Genomic DNA, 13,639 nt, shown 5'->3' on the forward strand with positions numbered 1-13,639 from the left:
AACCAAAATCAAGAGAGAATCAAAGCTCGAGCACATGCTTTTCCAAAACATAGCAGTAAAATTCCCCTTCCAGAACCTTTTCATTTCCCTGATTGAAAACTTCAACATGAACCACTTTCTTTTTCCCTAAATCCTCCACAACTTTTGCTTTAGCTAAGAGCTCATCCCCAACCTTCACAGGCTTCGTAAACTTCACTTCAGCCTTTCCCAAAACAACTGTTGGCTCATTTACAGCAAGCATCGCAGCATAATCTGCCAGTCCAAACGTAAAGCCGCCATGAACTAAGCCGTGTTCGTCAACTTTCATCTCATCCACGGTCTTCAGCTTAACTTCTGCATATCCCTCTGTGATTTTTACTGGTTCTCCCACCAATCGTTTGGAAGTTAAATTATGTGTTCTCTGCATGATGCTCACCAGTGTATTGTAATGCACATGGAAAATATAAACTTTTACACCCATGAAAAACTTTAAATATTCAATGTTATCATCATTATCACAGGTGGTTGGAAAATGGCGTATTATCAGCATGCTCCTGAATATGGCGCTTATATCTTCATGATGCTCTCCTACTTCATTTTCTCATGGGCAATAATCATCTTGGGAGCCTACATTAACAGGGGAGTACTAATAAAAAATCCCAAGTTTGAAGATATCCCACATGGAAAGAAGGTGTTCCTTAAAAAATGGGCACCTTGGCTAATTATTGGCCTTATGCTGTGGTCTTTCTCAACATTTAAATTGACTGACTACTACCTTTCAACCTATTCATTTGAGTTTACTGGAACCCATTTTACAGCATCCTCACTTCTTGAGGATATGAGGGGCAATGAAAGATACAGATTCGATGTTGAGGGAATCCAAAAACTTGGAATGCCCCACTATGGATTGCTCAAAGGCTACAAGCTCCAAGATAGCGTTAGAGAGGGCCTGATTGTGAAAAGGATTAATCAGGTTGTTATCCTACAGGGATATCCTTTTCTCCCAGTGGCAAAGCTCTACATTTATGACGTGGCAGGGAAGCAAGTAAAATCATTACGGACAGCATATATTTTCTTTCCGCAGTCCCCAGGTGGAAAGCTGTCATCACTTTTCAACTTCCCATTCGAAATGTTCTTCTGGGGTAGCGGAGGAGTTGGAGCTTAGTAAAGCTTTTCTACTTCTTTTACTTAACTTTGTATGGTGGAGTGAGTGAAGGAGCTAAAAAATGCCATCCTCTATAAGGGCTCAAATGAATTCACAAAACAAGAGTTAATTGGAATTCTTGTTGTTAAACTCAGACTGATGAGCGTTAAAGAAGCCAAAGAGCTTATAGAAGGCAGCATAGAGAGAGGCATTATTGAAGAGAGAGATGGAAAGCTTATAATCAATGAGGAGATACTCGAAAAGGAAGAGAAGGAGGAAGACATATTTACAAAAATGATTGCCTATATTGCCCGAAAACTTGGGTGGAGTGAATTTGAAGTGCTCGAGGACATAAAGAAATTCTCGGAGAGATACGGCACCCTAGATAAAAGGATTGTGGCTTACCTCTACGGGGTAGACAAGGGAATTGATATGTCCAAATTTAAAGACAAGCTGGAGGTGTGAGAGATGGAGGCTCTCATAATTGTTGACATGCAGAAGGACTTCATGCCTGATGGAGCTTTGCCAGTCCCAGATGGAGATAAAATAATTCCAAAAGTCGAAGAATACATTAAAAAATTCAAGGAAAAGGGGGCATTGATAGTTGCTACAAGAGACTGGCATCCCCCAAACCATATAAGCTTTAAAGAGCAGGGGGGACCATGGCCAAGGCACTGTGTTCAAAATACAGAAGGGGCTGAATTTGTGGTGAAGCTCCCAGAAGATGCAATAATAATTTCAAAAGCTGATAAGCCCGATAAAGAGGCATACTCAGGTTTTGAGGGAACAAATTTAGCAGAAACTTTGAGGAAAAGGGGCATTAAAAAGGTCTACATCTGTGGGGTTGCAACTGAATACTGCGTCAGAGCAACAGCATTAGATGCTTTAAAGTATGGATTTGAGGTGTACATACTGAAAGATGCAATTAAGGGAATAAACCCAGAAGATGAAGAGAAAGCTCTAAAAGAACTCGAAGACCAAGGTGCAAAAATAATCACGTTGTAATTTTTCTCCATTCTTTTAACAGCGCCACCACCAAGTTCAGCACGATCGGGCCTATTATCAATCCTTTAACCCCAAAGCTCCATGCTCCCCCTATCATTCCAACAAGAACCATGACCTCATCGAGCTGTGCCCCTTTTGCAACGAGCTTTGGTCTCACTGTAAAATCCGGAAGTGGAGACACGAATACAAACCCATAAACGGCTAATAGAATTGCCGTTATCACATTTCCATTCTTAAAGAGGTATATGGCACCAGCTAACCATATCATCCAGCCTTCAAAAAGCGGGACAAAGCTAAAAAGTACAGTTAAAAATCCGGCAATTACTGCAGTTGGAACGTCTGAAACCTGAAAGACTATGAATCCAAGCGTCATCAAAATGCCCTTAGCAATATTGAGAAGAAGCCAGGCCCTAATGAGCGCCTGGAGTGTTAAATCCGCTCTTTTCAACAGTTTATTTGCTAATTCTTTATTCTCTTGAGGCAAAAGCAAAGAAATTTGTCTCCTAATGGCTTCAGAGCTCACAAGAAAATAATAGAACATGACAACAAATATGACAAGCTGCAGAAGGTATTTCGGAATCGAGAATGTGTATGATAGTATGTACTCAGAGAACTTGGGGGTAAACTGTGCATAGAATTTCTGAATCACGTTGGTTAGTCCAAAAGGAAATGTGAATGTCTGGCTCCAAGATATAAAGGCAATGACATCTTCATAGAAGGACATTAACACATTTTTGAATATTAAAATTAGCTCAATTGTAATGCCCGTTGCAATAAGAATTAGGAAAGCAGTCAATATCAGTGCTGATTTCTTGATACTTAACCTGCTCGAAAGGTGTTTATGAATAGGATAAACAGCATATGTAAGAATCGCAGCGAAGAAAATTGGGGACAGCAACTGTGAGACTGTGCTCCATGCCAAGTAAAGTATTGCTATGACAATACCTCCCCAAACTAATAATTCTGCCTTCATAAAGCTCACCAATAATATCATTACTGTCTCAGAGCTTTTTTAACTTTTGGCTTCTTCAGAAGATAATGGTTATATCCTTCCATTGCCAATTTATAAACGAGGGATAATAAATGGAGGAAGAGATGCTCAGAAAGATTGATGAGTACATAAAGTCCGGGGATGAGTACTTTAAAGAAGGAAACTACCGGTTGGCATTTAGGTCATATCTTGAGGCTATGTACAGCATAAGCGTTTACATAATCTATAAAGACTTAGGACTGCTCATGCCTCCAGGTCCTGCATTGGGCATGATGAAGACAAGGTATCCAGACGTTTATGGGCTGATAGAAAAGTATATTCCATATGAGACCCGAATATCTGGAATTGATGAGGAGCTTGTAAGGATAATAAAAAGTGACGTTGAAAAGGTTTACAGAGAGCTCATTAGGTAGGCAGATATGAGGAATCTATAATCCCGCATTCATTCTCATCCTCTGATTCACCCTCCTCTCCCAATAATCTGAAAAGGGTCTTCTTAAAACCAGGGACTGTAAGTAGGAGTATCAACACGTACACATTGGCTTTTATCATATGACCATGGGGCTCTACAGCAAGTAGCAGGTAGTCCCCCTTTTCCTCCAGAACTTTAACTCTCGATACCGCAAACTTCGCATATCCATACATGTTTTTTCCGTCTTCTCTCCAAAATGATATAAACTCCAAACACGGGAACCTATAGAACACATCAATCAAGGGGAGTACAGCTTTTGATGATACAATGGGATATTTCCTTTCTTTATAAATTAAGAACACCGCACCCCGGGTGGTACCAACATGAACTGCCTTGCAAAGATCATCGAGATACATTCCAAGTGCCCTTTCTACATTAGACTGCATATCCTCCAAGCTAAACACCACCTTTTCACTCCTCTCCAAATTCAATCACCTTGAGGAGTTTTTCCTTAATTATAGGTTCAGGATACAAATTGAGTCTAACAAATCCTATGCTATCTTGAGTTCTCTTTTCAGAGAAGACATAGAGTATAAGTTCATCATCGATCTCCCCTATCATCTCTATGCGGCTGAGGGGTATTTTCAAGTACCCATACTCCGCTTCTTCACCATGTTTCCAAAACCCAAAGAGAATCAAACTATTCTCACTGCAGAAAATATCGAATGTCGTAGTCGGAACGGGAGATATGAGAGGGAACTCCCCCTCTTCTGTGACGGCAGTAATGCTTCCTCTCACATTGCCAATATAAAATCCACTTGAAAGCATGTCCAAGTAAAGGCTTAAAATATCATCGCTCTTCTCCATACGATCACGTCCCTTAAATATACTACCCTCCTAATCCTTTTAGGTAATGAGAAATTAACGGGGTGAAAGCATGAGAATAGTTTCAGCCGACACTGGGGGAGCTGTGCTTGATGGAGCCTATGAACCAATAGGACTGATAGCAACTGCAGCTGTGCTCATTGAAAAACCCTTCAAAACGGCAACAATGAGCATAGTGAAATACGCTGACCCGTTCAACTACGATCTAAGCGGGAGAGAGGCGATTAAAGATGAAGTGTTCTTAGCCATAAAGCTCGCTAAAAAAGTTAAACCAGATGTTATTCATTTAGATTCAAGCTTAGGTGGAATAGAACTCAGAAAACTTGATGATCCAACAATAGATGCGTTAAGAATCTCGGATAGGGGCAAAGCAATATGGCATGAGCTGAGCAAAGATTTACAGCCTTTAGCAAAGCGTTTTTGGGAAGACACTGGGATAGAGATTTTGGCAATTGGGAAGGACAGCGTAGCTGTTAGGATTGCAGAAATTTACGCTGGAATTTACTCAGCAAAATGGGCAATAGAATATGCAAGAGAAGAAGGGAGCATAAGGATTGGTTTGCCAAGGTACATGAAAGTTGAAATTCATGAAAGCAGAATTTACGGTGAAAGCTTAGATCCCAGAGAAGGTGGATTGTATGGAGAAATAGAGTCGAATAATGAAGGAATTGGCTGGGAGCTTTATCCTAACCCGGTAGCAAGGACGTTCATGGTGCTGGAAGTGTGGAGAGAATAAAAAGAAAGCTTACTCCTTCTTTCCTATTTCACTTGGGAACTTTATTGCCTCAAACGGACAAAGCTGATTGCATATACCACAGCCCGTACATATCAGCGGGTCAATTCTGACTTTGTTGGTCTCTGGGTCATAAACCAGTGCAGGGCATCCAGTCAGAAGAATGCAAGCCTTACATCCAACACATTTGTCTTCAATTACTGTCGGTGTCTCTCCTATCTCCCCTCTCCTAATCACTGGAATTATGCACTCCCTCTTAGCTATGATAACCGCTGGCCCCTTAACCTGCATCGCCTCTTTTATTGCTTCTCTCGTTGCCTTCAAATCATACGGATCAACTGTTTTGACGTATTTGACTCCTAAAGCTTTGACCAATGCCTCAATGTCAATCTCATTGAATTTCCTCCCTGTTTCACTTCCACCAGTTCCGGGGTGAGGCTGGTGTCCAGTCATTGCCGTTGTTCTGTTGTCAAGAATCATCACGAGGACATCAAGATTCTTATACACAGCATCCACTAAGGGCTGTATTCCGTTGTGGAAGAATGTTGAGTCTCCAATTGTAGCAACAATTTTCTTGCCAAAAGCTATGCTCTGGCCGTTTGCCAAGCTTATACTTGCTCCCATAACATATTCCGTCCAGATAGCCTCAAGTGGCGGCAGAAGTGAGAGGGCATAGCATCCAATATCCCCATGTATTGGTATCTCATCCCTCTTGAACTTAAGCTCCCTAAGAGCATCGAGCAGAGCTCTATAAGAGCCACGATGGGGACAGCCCGGACACATTGTTGGGGGTCTTGAAGGTGCCAGTTTCTCTGCTTCCTTCACTTCCTTGGGCTTCTCGTAGCTTTGGGCTTCCTTTCCAAGAAGCTTCAAAAGGGCGTTTCTAACCAAGCTTGGCGTTAGCTCTCCTTCGAGGGGCAAATGACCAGTTCTCTTCCCATATATTGGAACGTTAAGCCCTTCCTCATATGCCACAATTTTAACCTCTTCCTCCAAGAAAGGTGCCCCATCCTCAACAACTATCACCATATCAACGCTCTTAAGAAAATCGACCACCAGTTTCTTTGGAAGAGGATGCGGGGTTGAGAACTTTAAGATTTTAAAGTTTTCACCAATCTTTGGAACAACCTCTTTTACGTAGTTGTATGGAGCTCCTTCAGCAATAATTCCTATTCTTCCTTCACCTTCAACCCAGTTGAATTTTAAAGTTTCAAACTCTTTTTCAATTTCTCTAAGCGTCTTGTTCAGCCATTTATGCCTCTCCAAGTTGCCTTTCATTGAGGCTCTCACATACCTTTGTATGTCCTTCTTGAACACCGGCTTTCTCTCAAGCTTAATGAACTCACCAACTTCAACGTCAGCAGTTGTGTGGTTTACCCTTGTCGTAGTTCTGAACAGCACAGGAACTTTGTATTTCTCACTGAGCCCATAGGCATATTTGATCAAATCATGAGCTTCTTGGGGATCATAAGGCTCAAGAACCGGTAAAAGTGATAATTTTCCGTAATACCTATCATCCTGCTCCGTTTGAGAAGTGTGCGGCCCAGGGTCATCTGCAACGAGAATAACTAATCCACCTTCAACGCCAGAATAAGCTAAGCTCATGAGAGGATCAGCGGCAACGTTTAAGCCAACACACTTCATAGTTACCAAACTTCTAAGCCCAGCGTAAGAAACGCCAGCTGCTTCTTCTAAAGCAACTTTCTCATTGGGTGCCCACTCGGCAAAAACCTCAGGGTTTAGGCGTGCTATCGTTTCGATGACCTCGGTTGATGGAGTCCCGGGATAACCAGTTGCAAAAGAAATTCCGCTCTCCAAAGCCCCATAAGCGATAGCTTCATTACCCATCAAAAGTTTCCTCATCCTCACCACCAAAAATTAATCGAGCTTCATGTTAAAAACCCGTATTTCGGAAAAATATCGGATAAAACGAAAAAGATTCACGAGGAAAACAAAGATTTCGACTACCTTCTCTTGTACCACTTATCATCATAGAAGTACTTTCCATGCGCTTGGGCATAGGCGTCCATGACCTTTCTCCTAACTGAAAAAGCGTAAACCACCACTATTATTAGCATCAGTCCCCCAATTTCCCAGCTGTATCTCCGGAGGAAGTATATATAGCCAAGTATAGGTATTCCAACAACGACTATTACCACAAGTGCCATCAATCCAAGAAGCAACTTATACCCATATCTCTCCATAAACAGTTCAAAGTCCATGAAAACCACCATGATAAATTTCCCATCAAAGTTTAAAAGTTTTTCATTTATTGCAGTTGCCGAGCATCTTAAATACCTCCATGGAGTATTAATCAGCGGTGCTAAAAAATGAGGGTTAAAGATCTTTTAGAGCTTCTTGAAGAAGCAATAGCAAACGTCAAAGTTGCCATAGTAGTGAGCAAGCAGAGGATTTTTGAGAGCCCCCATACAAGCTGGGAATTTACACAGCGCTCTTTAGAGCTGGAGGATGAACTTGATAGACTGAATAAGATAAAAGACTATCTCTTAAAATTTGATCCAGATGAAAATGTTGAGAAAATTTTCTCAGAAGAAGAGCTCAATGAGCTTTTAGAATATCTGACAGCCCTAAGGGAGATGAAAGAGCATGAATTTTAAAGAGCTTGAAGAAAAGGCAGTTAAGTTTCGAGATGAAAGGCTGTGGAGGAAATATCACACCCCAAAAAACCTTGCCATTTCAATAACCGTGGAGGTTGGGGAGCTTTTAGAGCATTTCCAGTGGGACACAAACGAAGAAATTCTTGAGAAAGTTAAGAATCCAAAGATTAAAGAAGAGATTGGAGATGAAATTGCCGATATAATAATCTACCTCACGCTTTTGGCTCATGAGCTCGGCATTGATTTAGATGAAGCTGTTGAAAGAAAGCTGAAGAAAAATGAGGAAAAATATCCAGCAAGGGAAATAAGGCTACAAGAGATCGTCGAAGAACTTGGAGGAGAAATAATTGAAGTTGGAAAAGAGGTTAGAAGCGTTAAGCAGGTTACAAAGCTCTTAAGAGTCAAACCAGAGCAGGTTGTCAAATCCCTGGTCTTTATCAGTGAAAAAGAGCCAATTTTGGTCATAGTTGATGGAAAGTCCAAAGCCAGCGTAGAAAAGCTCACAAAATATTTTGGCAGAGTTAGAATGGCAAATAAAGAAGAGGTCGAGAAAATCACAGGATACAAAGTTGGAGAAGTTCCACCGGTTGGGATTTCAATTAGGACAATAGTTGACAAGAAAGTCCTTGAAAAAGATGTCGTGATAGCCGGCGGCGGAAGAATTGACCGCTTAATAAAGATAAAGCCAGAGAAAATTCTCGAATTTCAGAAGGGTGAAGTGCTGGACATCGCGGAATAAAATTGCAGCTAAGGAGTAAAGGCTTGCCTTAGCTTTTCAGTTTCCTCTTTGCTCATTCTGTTCTTAATCCAGCGTTCTTTGAGCTTTAAGTTCTCGTCTTCAACATCAAGAACTGCCTTTCTGACTCCTCCTCTCGGAAAGTTCGTGTCCCCCTCATATCGCGGAATTACGTGAATGTGAAGATGGGGAACAGTCTGCCCGGCAGCTTTTCCCAAATTTATGCCCACATTAAAGCCATCTGGATTTAAAGTCTGCTTTAGCTTTTCTATTGCAAGTTCAACCCCTCTGAGCAAGGCAATTTTCTCCTCAAAGCTCAGCTCTTCCCATTTTTCCACATGCCTCTTTGGGGTAACTAAAAGATGACCTCTATTAGCAGGATAAGAGTCAATAAGGATCCTAATTAGGTCGTCTTCATAAAGTAGCACTTCAGGGCTTGCATTGCAGAAGGGGCATTTCATTTAATCACCTCCAAAATTATAAAGAGAAAGGAAATAAAAAGCTATGGCAGATGATGAGCTTGGCCGCTCCTGAGCGGTGAGGACAAACCTCGGTTCTGATGCCTCATTTTATGAAGCTTACCGCTTTGTCTATGTCACTTTTGTAAGCCCTGAGATATCTCTTACATGCGTTTTCCCATGTAAAGACTTCCTTTGCCCTCCTCTTCCCATTAACCCTCATTTTCTTCAGCAGTTCTGGGTTTTCCTCTCTAAGCTTCGCCATCTTGAGCATTGCGTGAGCCAAAGCAAAGGCATCCCTTGGAGGAACCAAAAGTCCTGTAGCGTTCTTTTCATCTTCGTCCAGGCTCACTATAGTGTCTTTAATTCCCCCAACTGCTGAACCGATTGGAATTGCCCCCAAACACATTGCCTCCATCTGCACGAGACCAAAGGGCTCAAAGTATGAGGGAACTACAACAAAATCAACACTGCCGTAGAGCTCTCTTGTAAATTCTCTTTTGAGCATCTTGGTGATAACCTTCACATTGCTTGGATATCTGCTCTCCATTGCATGCGCCCAGCTCTCAAGCTCTGGGTCACCTTTTCCGATGATTATGAACCTCATTTTTGAAAACTCTTGAGGATAGCCTTCAGCCAAAATTTCGATGGCTCTTAAAAGAGTATCCACTCCCTTCTGTGCCTTATCAAATCTGCCTATGAACATAAAAGCAATCCCATCGCTTAAGCCCAAGCTTTCAAGTATCTTTTTCCTTCTCTCCTCTCTCGGCAAGTCTTTGTTTTCCAGAAATTCCTCGTTCCAGAAATCACAGGCTATGCCATTGAAGACATGAGTAACTTTGCCCTCAAACATGCCGAAGAACGCCCATTCCTCCCGGAGATAGCTTTTGCTTACTGTTGTTATGAGATCAGCGATGTAGCAGAGCGTGTGTTCTGGATCTATGTCTGGATAAGGAGCTAATTCTCCCAAATTAGCCATGTGGAAATAATAAGCTGGAACCTTGGATTTGTTCAGGCGGTGAATAGTTGCAACAAGATGTATTTGGAAATATTTTTTCAAAAGACCTGCAGCAAAAACTGTATGCCAGTCGTGGGCATGAATTACTTCAGGCTTCCCTTCGTTCTCTATGATTCTGTTCAGCAGTCCAACGCTTGCTTTTCCAAAGTGCACAGCCTTGCTCAGCATGCCCTCCCATCCTGGACCATAAACATCAGGGTTGTCCAAAAGCGGATCGCTAATTGAAAAGACCCTAACTCCATTTTGTTTCCTCTCATAAACTTTGACATCCCACACATGACCTGAGACATCTACTTTAAAACTTGTGTATTCTTTTCCCTCTTTGAAGCCGTGAGATGGAGTAAAGACGAGCACTTCGTTTCCAAGCTCTGCTAAGGTTTCGGCTATGCTGGTTATCGCCTCAGCAAGTCCTCCAACTTTCACTGGTAGATACTCAAACCCAAGCATTAAGATTTTCATTTTTTGCACCTCAGTCTAATAGTATGAATTTCTCCCCCTCGACATCTTCAAAGTAACTGCCCAGCCCTCCAACTTTCCACTTTTTATTTCCATCATCAACAACCACACTTGCTATGAGTGGAGTGTACTCAAACTCTATGACCTTTCCTCTTAGTGTTATTGTGTCCTTGTTTTCTACAAGCTTTCCAATTACTTCAATCTCCCTTGGGAGGCTTGTTTGCTTAAGCAGGGTTATCAGCGTTCTAATATTCACAAGCTGAAGGGGCTTTTTCAGTTTGTCATAATTCACAGGCTTGATTATTGTGCTGTTATCAAGGTAAATCGTGTAGAACCAGTGCATGTAGTTCTGAATGAGCTTTGCCGACTTCGCCCAGAAGGAATAGAACTTCTCTTTCCTTCTATCCCTTGGAAGGGCTCCAAAGAAAAGCGCATAGTCAATGTCCCCGATAATCCAGCTTGCCATAAGCCACGGTGCACCTCCACTTCTTGCAAGAATTATGTTATCCCTTTTGAGCCACTCTGGAATCTCTTCAAAATTGCTAATTATAACAAAAACCACATCTTTCCTCTTTTTGATCTCCTCCTTAAGCAGGGAGAGAAATTCAAATGGCGTGTTTATTAAAACCTCATATTTTGCAGTCCTTATTATGTATTCAGCCCTCTCGAGAGTGTTATCAAAGCCATGGATTGTCCAGATTTCAGGCAAATCTTCTCCATGAACAGATCTATACAGCTTCAAAAATGCCTTCTTAAGCTCTTCAATGTCCGCTATCAGATCTTCTTTAATTTTTTCAAGAACAACCTCGGGATTCACGGGCTTGTATAGTCTCGGCGTACCGTGCATTATATCAACGAATCCCTTTCTGTGAAGAGAGCTCAATACATCGTAAACTCTCGTGTGTGGGATGCCGCTCTCCTTTGTTATATCCGTTGCTTTGCTCGGGCCAAGCTTAAGAAGGGTTATATATGCCAAGCTTTCATATTTTGTCAACCCGAGTTTCTGAAGCTTTTCGATGATCTCTTCCTCCTTCATCTCCATACCCCCTCAAATTTTTAAACACATCATCACTAATCTTCACTGGATAAAGTTTAATCATTATTGGTGATATACTCCTACTTAAGGTGTTTTGCATGTATAAGATTTTCGGCTTTAAAGATGATGAGTACCTCGGTAAGGTTGCAGAAGTGGAGTTTAGCATACCCAAAAGCGGAAGTTATGCCTATCTCCTCGGAAATTTTAATGCTTTCAATGAGGGAAGCTTCCGCATGAAAGAAAAAAGAGGCAGATGGAGTGTAACAATCGAACTTCCAGAGGGGATTTGGTATTACGCCTTTTCCATTGACGGTGTTTTCATATTAGATCCAGAAAACGAGGGAAGACATACATACAAGAGACATTCGTATAAATTTGAACGGACTGTTAATACTGCCACGATATTTTCAGGAGAAAAATTTTATCACAGCACATCTTTAATCTACGTCTATTCGTCTGAAGGTGCAACACACATCCGTCTTAGAGCTATAAAAGGTGCAGCCAAAAAGGTGTTTCTGATCTCTGATCAAAAATATGAGATGGAAAAGAAGGCGCAAGATGACCTCTTTGAATACTTTGAAGCAGTCCTGCCCGGAAAAGACGAACTTGAGTATTATTTCGAAATTCATACGGCAGATGGGATTACTGATTATGGGGACTTTAAGGTTGATTTCAATGAGCAAAGGGGGAGGTTTAAGCCTCCTGTCTGGGTTTTTGATAGGGTCTTCTACCAGATAATGCCAGATCGCTTTGCCAATGGGAATCCAGAAAACGATCCAAATGATTGTATTGAGCTTGGTATCGGTCATTACGGCGGCGATCTTGAGGGAATCATAAAGAAACTTAACCACATTGAAGAACTCGGCGTTAATGCACTTTACCTAACACCGATATTTGAATCCATGACATATCACTGCTATGACATTATTGACTATTTCCATGTTGCTGAGAAGTTTGGGGGAGACAAGGTATTCAAACGACTAATCAATGAGCTGAAAAAGAGAGACATCAAACTAATCCTTGATGGGGTTTTTCACCACACAAGCTTTTTCCACCCCTACTTCCAAGACATCCTTGAAAAGGGAAAAGAGAGCAAGTACAGAAACTTCTATCGTACCCTTAAATTCCCTGTGGTTTCTAAAGACTTTTTAAAGACTTTACACTCCAGTGAACCTTGGCTTAAAAAGTATCGGAAACTTAAGGAATCCAAGTGGAATTATGAAAGTTTCTTTTTAGTCTGGTTAATGCCCCGCTTAAATCATGAAAATCCAGAGGTCAGAATGTTTATACGCACTGTGATGAGGTACTGGCTTGAGAGAGGAGCAGATGGATGGAGGTTGGATGTTGCCCATGGCGTTCCTCCCGATGTCTGGCGAGAGGTTAAGAAAGACATCCCAGAAGATGCATACCTTATAGGAGAAGTCATGGACGATGCTCGTTTATGGCTCTTTGACAAGTTCCACGGAACAATGAACTACCCCTTGTATGAGGCTCTTCTGAGGTTCTTTATTTATGATGAAATTACTGCCGAAAAGTTTCTTAACTGGCTTGAGCTTTTGAGTGTTTATTACGGACCGGCAGAATACACCATGTACAACTTCCTTGACAACCATGATGTTGAGCGCTTTTTAGGACTCGTTAGAGATAAAAGGAAATATCTCTGTGCCCTAACATTTCTGATGACATACAAGGGAATTCCAGCTATATACTATGGCGACGAGGTTGGCTTAGAGAACATGAACGTTCCCTCTATGGAAGCATCAAGAACACCCATGGAGTGGAACGCAAATAGGTGGGATAAAGAGATTCTCAAAGCTACAAAGGATTTGATAAACCTAAGAAAGACAAGCAAAGCTTTGCAGAAAGGTATTTTTAAACCGGTTAAGTTCAAAGATAAACTGCTTGTCTATAAAAGGACATTAGACAACGAAAGCATTTTAGTGGCAATCAACTATTCAGAGAAAAAGTGTCATCTAAGTTTGCCGTCTTCCTTTGAGCTGCTCTTCCAAAATGGATACTTTAACGAAGCAAACATGCGATTGGGCTCATTTTCCAGCATTGTTGCTAAAGGATTGTAGCCTGCGGTTAAACTTGATGACAGCGCTTAGTTCTGGAAAATAGCTTTCTTGCAAACTACTACCGTGAAATTCAAGCTGAGGCTTTTCTAA

Annotated in this window: 17 protein-coding genes; 8 read left to right on the forward strand and 9 right to left on the reverse strand. The window is 41.5% G+C overall.

The annotated features are described in order from the left end of the window. Positions 1-19: 19 nt before the first annotated feature. Positions 20-409 carry a PaaI family thioesterase gene (locus tag TERMP_RS08100; RefSeq protein ID WP_048159973.1) on the reverse strand — a complete coding sequence of 130 codons (390 nt, stop codon included), beginning with the start codon at positions 407-409 and terminating at the stop codon, positions 20-22. A 102-nt stretch (positions 410-511) separates the two neighbouring features. Here TERMP_RS08100 and TERMP_RS08105 point away from each other — a divergent pair, with 102 nt between their 5' ends. Genes TERMP_RS08105 through TERMP_RS08115 form a run of 3 tightly spaced genes read left to right on the forward strand, consistent with a single transcriptional unit; the run spans position 512 to position 2,128 of the window. Next, positions 512-1,144, forward strand: a complete 633-nt coding sequence (locus TERMP_RS08105; protein WP_013467910.1) for a hypothetical protein — start codon at positions 512-514, stop codon at positions 1,142-1,144. 45 nt (positions 1,145-1,189) lie between these two features. Beyond that, entirely contained in the window at positions 1,190-1,588 is a 399-nt protein-coding gene (locus TERMP_RS08110; RefSeq protein WP_013467911.1) for a DUF2240 family protein, read from the forward strand. 3 nt (positions 1,589-1,591) lie between these two features. After that, positions 1,592-2,128 carry a nicotinamidase gene (locus tag TERMP_RS08115; RefSeq protein ID WP_013467912.1) on the forward strand — a complete coding sequence of 179 codons (537 nt, stop codon included), beginning with the start codon at positions 1,592-1,594 and terminating at the stop codon, positions 2,126-2,128. On the opposite strand, the gene TERMP_RS08120 is transcribed toward TERMP_RS08115, so the two are convergent. Beyond that, positions 2,118-3,101 (reverse strand): AI-2E family transporter, encoded by a 984-nt coding sequence (locus TERMP_RS08120; protein WP_013467913.1) that lies wholly within the window; start codon positions 3,099-3,101, stop codon positions 2,118-2,120. The two genes, TERMP_RS08115 and TERMP_RS08120, sit on opposite strands and share 11 nt — an antisense overlap. A 110-nt stretch (positions 3,102-3,211) precedes the next feature. Between TERMP_RS08120 and TERMP_RS08125 the strand changes: the two genes are divergently transcribed. After that, entirely contained in the window at positions 3,212-3,532 is a 321-nt protein-coding gene (locus TERMP_RS08125) for a hypothetical protein (RefSeq protein ID WP_013467914.1), read from the forward strand. On the opposite strand, the gene TERMP_RS08130 is transcribed toward TERMP_RS08125, so the two are convergent. Both TERMP_RS08130 and TERMP_RS08135 read right to left on the reverse strand, forming a co-directional pair. Next, positions 3,525-4,016 carry a hypothetical protein gene (locus TERMP_RS08130; RefSeq protein WP_048159807.1) on the reverse strand — a complete coding sequence of 164 codons (492 nt, stop codon included), beginning with the start codon at positions 4,014-4,016 and terminating at the stop codon, positions 3,525-3,527. The two genes, TERMP_RS08125 and TERMP_RS08130, sit on opposite strands and share 8 nt — an antisense overlap. Next, positions 4,003-4,398 carry a hypothetical protein gene (locus tag TERMP_RS08135; protein ID WP_013467916.1) on the reverse strand — a complete coding sequence of 132 codons (396 nt, stop codon included), beginning with the start codon at positions 4,396-4,398 and terminating at the stop codon, positions 4,003-4,005. The genes TERMP_RS08130 and TERMP_RS08135 overlap by 14 nt, the downstream gene beginning before the upstream one ends. A gap of 70 nt (positions 4,399-4,468) precedes the next feature. On the opposite strand from TERMP_RS08135, the gene TERMP_RS08140 reads away from it, so the two are divergent. Beyond that, positions 4,469-5,152, forward strand: coding sequence for a DUF4152 family protein (locus tag TERMP_RS08140; RefSeq protein WP_013467917.1), 684 nt, complete (start codon positions 4,469-4,471; stop codon positions 5,150-5,152). 9 nt (positions 5,153-5,161) lie between these two features. On the opposite strand, the gene iorA is transcribed toward TERMP_RS08140, so the two are convergent. Further along, entirely contained in the window at positions 5,162-7,012 is a 1,851-nt protein-coding gene (iorA, locus tag TERMP_RS08145) for an indolepyruvate ferredoxin oxidoreductase subunit alpha (RefSeq protein ID WP_013467918.1), read from the reverse strand. A gap of 101 nt (positions 7,013-7,113) precedes the next feature. Next, positions 7,114-7,383, reverse strand: a complete 270-nt coding sequence (locus TERMP_RS08150) for a hypothetical protein (protein ID WP_235507096.1) — start codon at positions 7,381-7,383, stop codon at positions 7,114-7,116. A 96-nt stretch (positions 7,384-7,479) separates the two neighbouring features. Here TERMP_RS08150 and TERMP_RS08155 point away from each other — a divergent pair, with 96 nt between their 5' ends. Both TERMP_RS08155 and TERMP_RS08160 read left to right on the forward strand, forming a co-directional pair. Then, complete coding sequence (locus TERMP_RS08155; RefSeq protein ID WP_013467921.1) at positions 7,480-7,767, forward strand: hypothetical protein; 288 nt, start codon at positions 7,480-7,482, stop codon at positions 7,765-7,767. Continuing rightward, positions 7,757-8,506, forward strand: a complete 750-nt coding sequence (locus TERMP_RS08160; RefSeq protein ID WP_013467922.1) for a YbaK/EbsC family protein — start codon at positions 7,757-7,759, stop codon at positions 8,504-8,506. The genes TERMP_RS08155 and TERMP_RS08160 overlap by 11 nt, the downstream gene beginning before the upstream one ends. Positions 8,507-8,514: 8 nt before the next feature. On the opposite strand, the gene TERMP_RS08165 is transcribed toward TERMP_RS08160, so the two are convergent. The 3 genes from TERMP_RS08165 to trmBL1 all read right to left on the reverse strand — a co-directional run bounded on the left by TERMP_RS08165 (position 8,515) and on the right by trmBL1 (position 11,471). Beyond that, complete coding sequence (locus TERMP_RS08165; protein WP_013467923.1) at positions 8,515-8,964, reverse strand: HIT family protein; 450 nt, start codon at positions 8,962-8,964, stop codon at positions 8,515-8,517. Between the two features lie 103 nt (positions 8,965-9,067). Further along, positions 9,068-10,438 carry a glycogen synthase gene (locus TERMP_RS08170; RefSeq protein ID WP_013467924.1) on the reverse strand — a complete coding sequence of 457 codons (1,371 nt, stop codon included), beginning with the start codon at positions 10,436-10,438 and terminating at the stop codon, positions 9,068-9,070. A gap of 10 nt (positions 10,439-10,448) precedes the next feature. Further along, positions 10,449-11,471, reverse strand: a complete 1,023-nt coding sequence (gene trmBL1 / locus TERMP_RS08175; protein ID WP_013467925.1) for an HTH-type sugar sensing transcriptional regulator TrmBL1 — start codon at positions 11,469-11,471, stop codon at positions 10,449-10,451. 98 nt (positions 11,472-11,569) lie between these two features. On the opposite strand from trmBL1, the gene TERMP_RS08180 reads away from it, so the two are divergent. Continuing rightward, a complete protein-coding gene (locus TERMP_RS08180; RefSeq protein WP_013467926.1) occupies positions 11,570-13,549 on the forward strand; it encodes an alpha amylase N-terminal ig-like domain-containing protein in 1,980 nt (659 codons plus the stop codon). The last annotated feature ends 90 nt before the right edge of the window (positions 13,550-13,639 follow it).

Origin of the sequence: Thermococcus barophilus MP (genome assembly GCF_000151105.2) — an archaeon.
Classification (GTDB): domain Archaea; phylum Methanobacteriota_B; class Thermococci; order Thermococcales; family Thermococcaceae; genus Thermococcus_B; species Thermococcus_B barophilus.

Bases quoted from the DNA above. Each gene is read 5' to 3' on its own strand.
- TERMP_RS08105 (WP_013467910.1), top strand. From the start codon at position 512: ATGGCGTATTATCAGCATGCTCCTGAATATGGCGCTTATATCTTCATG.
- TERMP_RS08115 (WP_013467912.1), top strand. From the start codon at position 1,592: ATGGAGGCTCTCATAATTGTTGACATGCAGAAGGACTTCATGCCTGAT.
- TERMP_RS08120 (WP_013467913.1), bottom strand. From the start codon at position 3,101: ATGAAGGCAGAATTATTAGTTTGGGGAGGTATTGTCATAGCAATACTT.
- TERMP_RS08125 (WP_013467914.1), top strand. From the start codon at position 3,212: ATGGAGGAAGAGATGCTCAGAAAGATTGATGAGTACATAAAGTCCGGG.
- TERMP_RS08135 (WP_013467916.1), bottom strand. From the start codon at position 4,398: ATGGAGAAGAGCGATGATATTTTAAGCCTTTACTTGGACATGCTTTCA.
- TERMP_RS08140 (WP_013467917.1), top strand. From the start codon at position 4,469: ATGAGAATAGTTTCAGCCGACACTGGGGGAGCTGTGCTTGATGGAGCC.
- iorA (WP_013467918.1), bottom strand. From the start codon at position 7,012: ATGAGGAAACTTTTGATGGGTAATGAAGCTATCGCTTATGGGGCTTTG.
- TERMP_RS08150 (WP_235507096.1), bottom strand. From the start codon at position 7,383: ATGGTGGTTTTCATGGACTTTGAACTGTTTATGGAGAGATATGGGTAT.
- TERMP_RS08155 (WP_013467921.1), top strand. From the start codon at position 7,480: ATGAGGGTTAAAGATCTTTTAGAGCTTCTTGAAGAAGCAATAGCAAAC.
- TERMP_RS08160 (WP_013467922.1), top strand. From the start codon at position 7,757: ATGAATTTTAAAGAGCTTGAAGAAAAGGCAGTTAAGTTTCGAGATGAA.
- TERMP_RS08165 (WP_013467923.1), bottom strand. From the start codon at position 8,964: ATGAAATGCCCCTTCTGCAATGCAAGCCCTGAAGTGCTACTTTATGAA.
- TERMP_RS08170 (WP_013467924.1), bottom strand. From the start codon at position 10,438: ATGAAAATCTTAATGCTTGGGTTTGAGTATCTACCAGTGAAAGTTGGA.
- trmBL1 (WP_013467925.1), bottom strand. From the start codon at position 11,471: ATGAAGGAGGAAGAGATCATCGAAAAGCTTCAGAAACTCGGGTTGACA.
- TERMP_RS08180 (WP_013467926.1), top strand. From the start codon at position 11,570: ATGTATAAGATTTTCGGCTTTAAAGATGATGAGTACCTCGGTAAGGTT.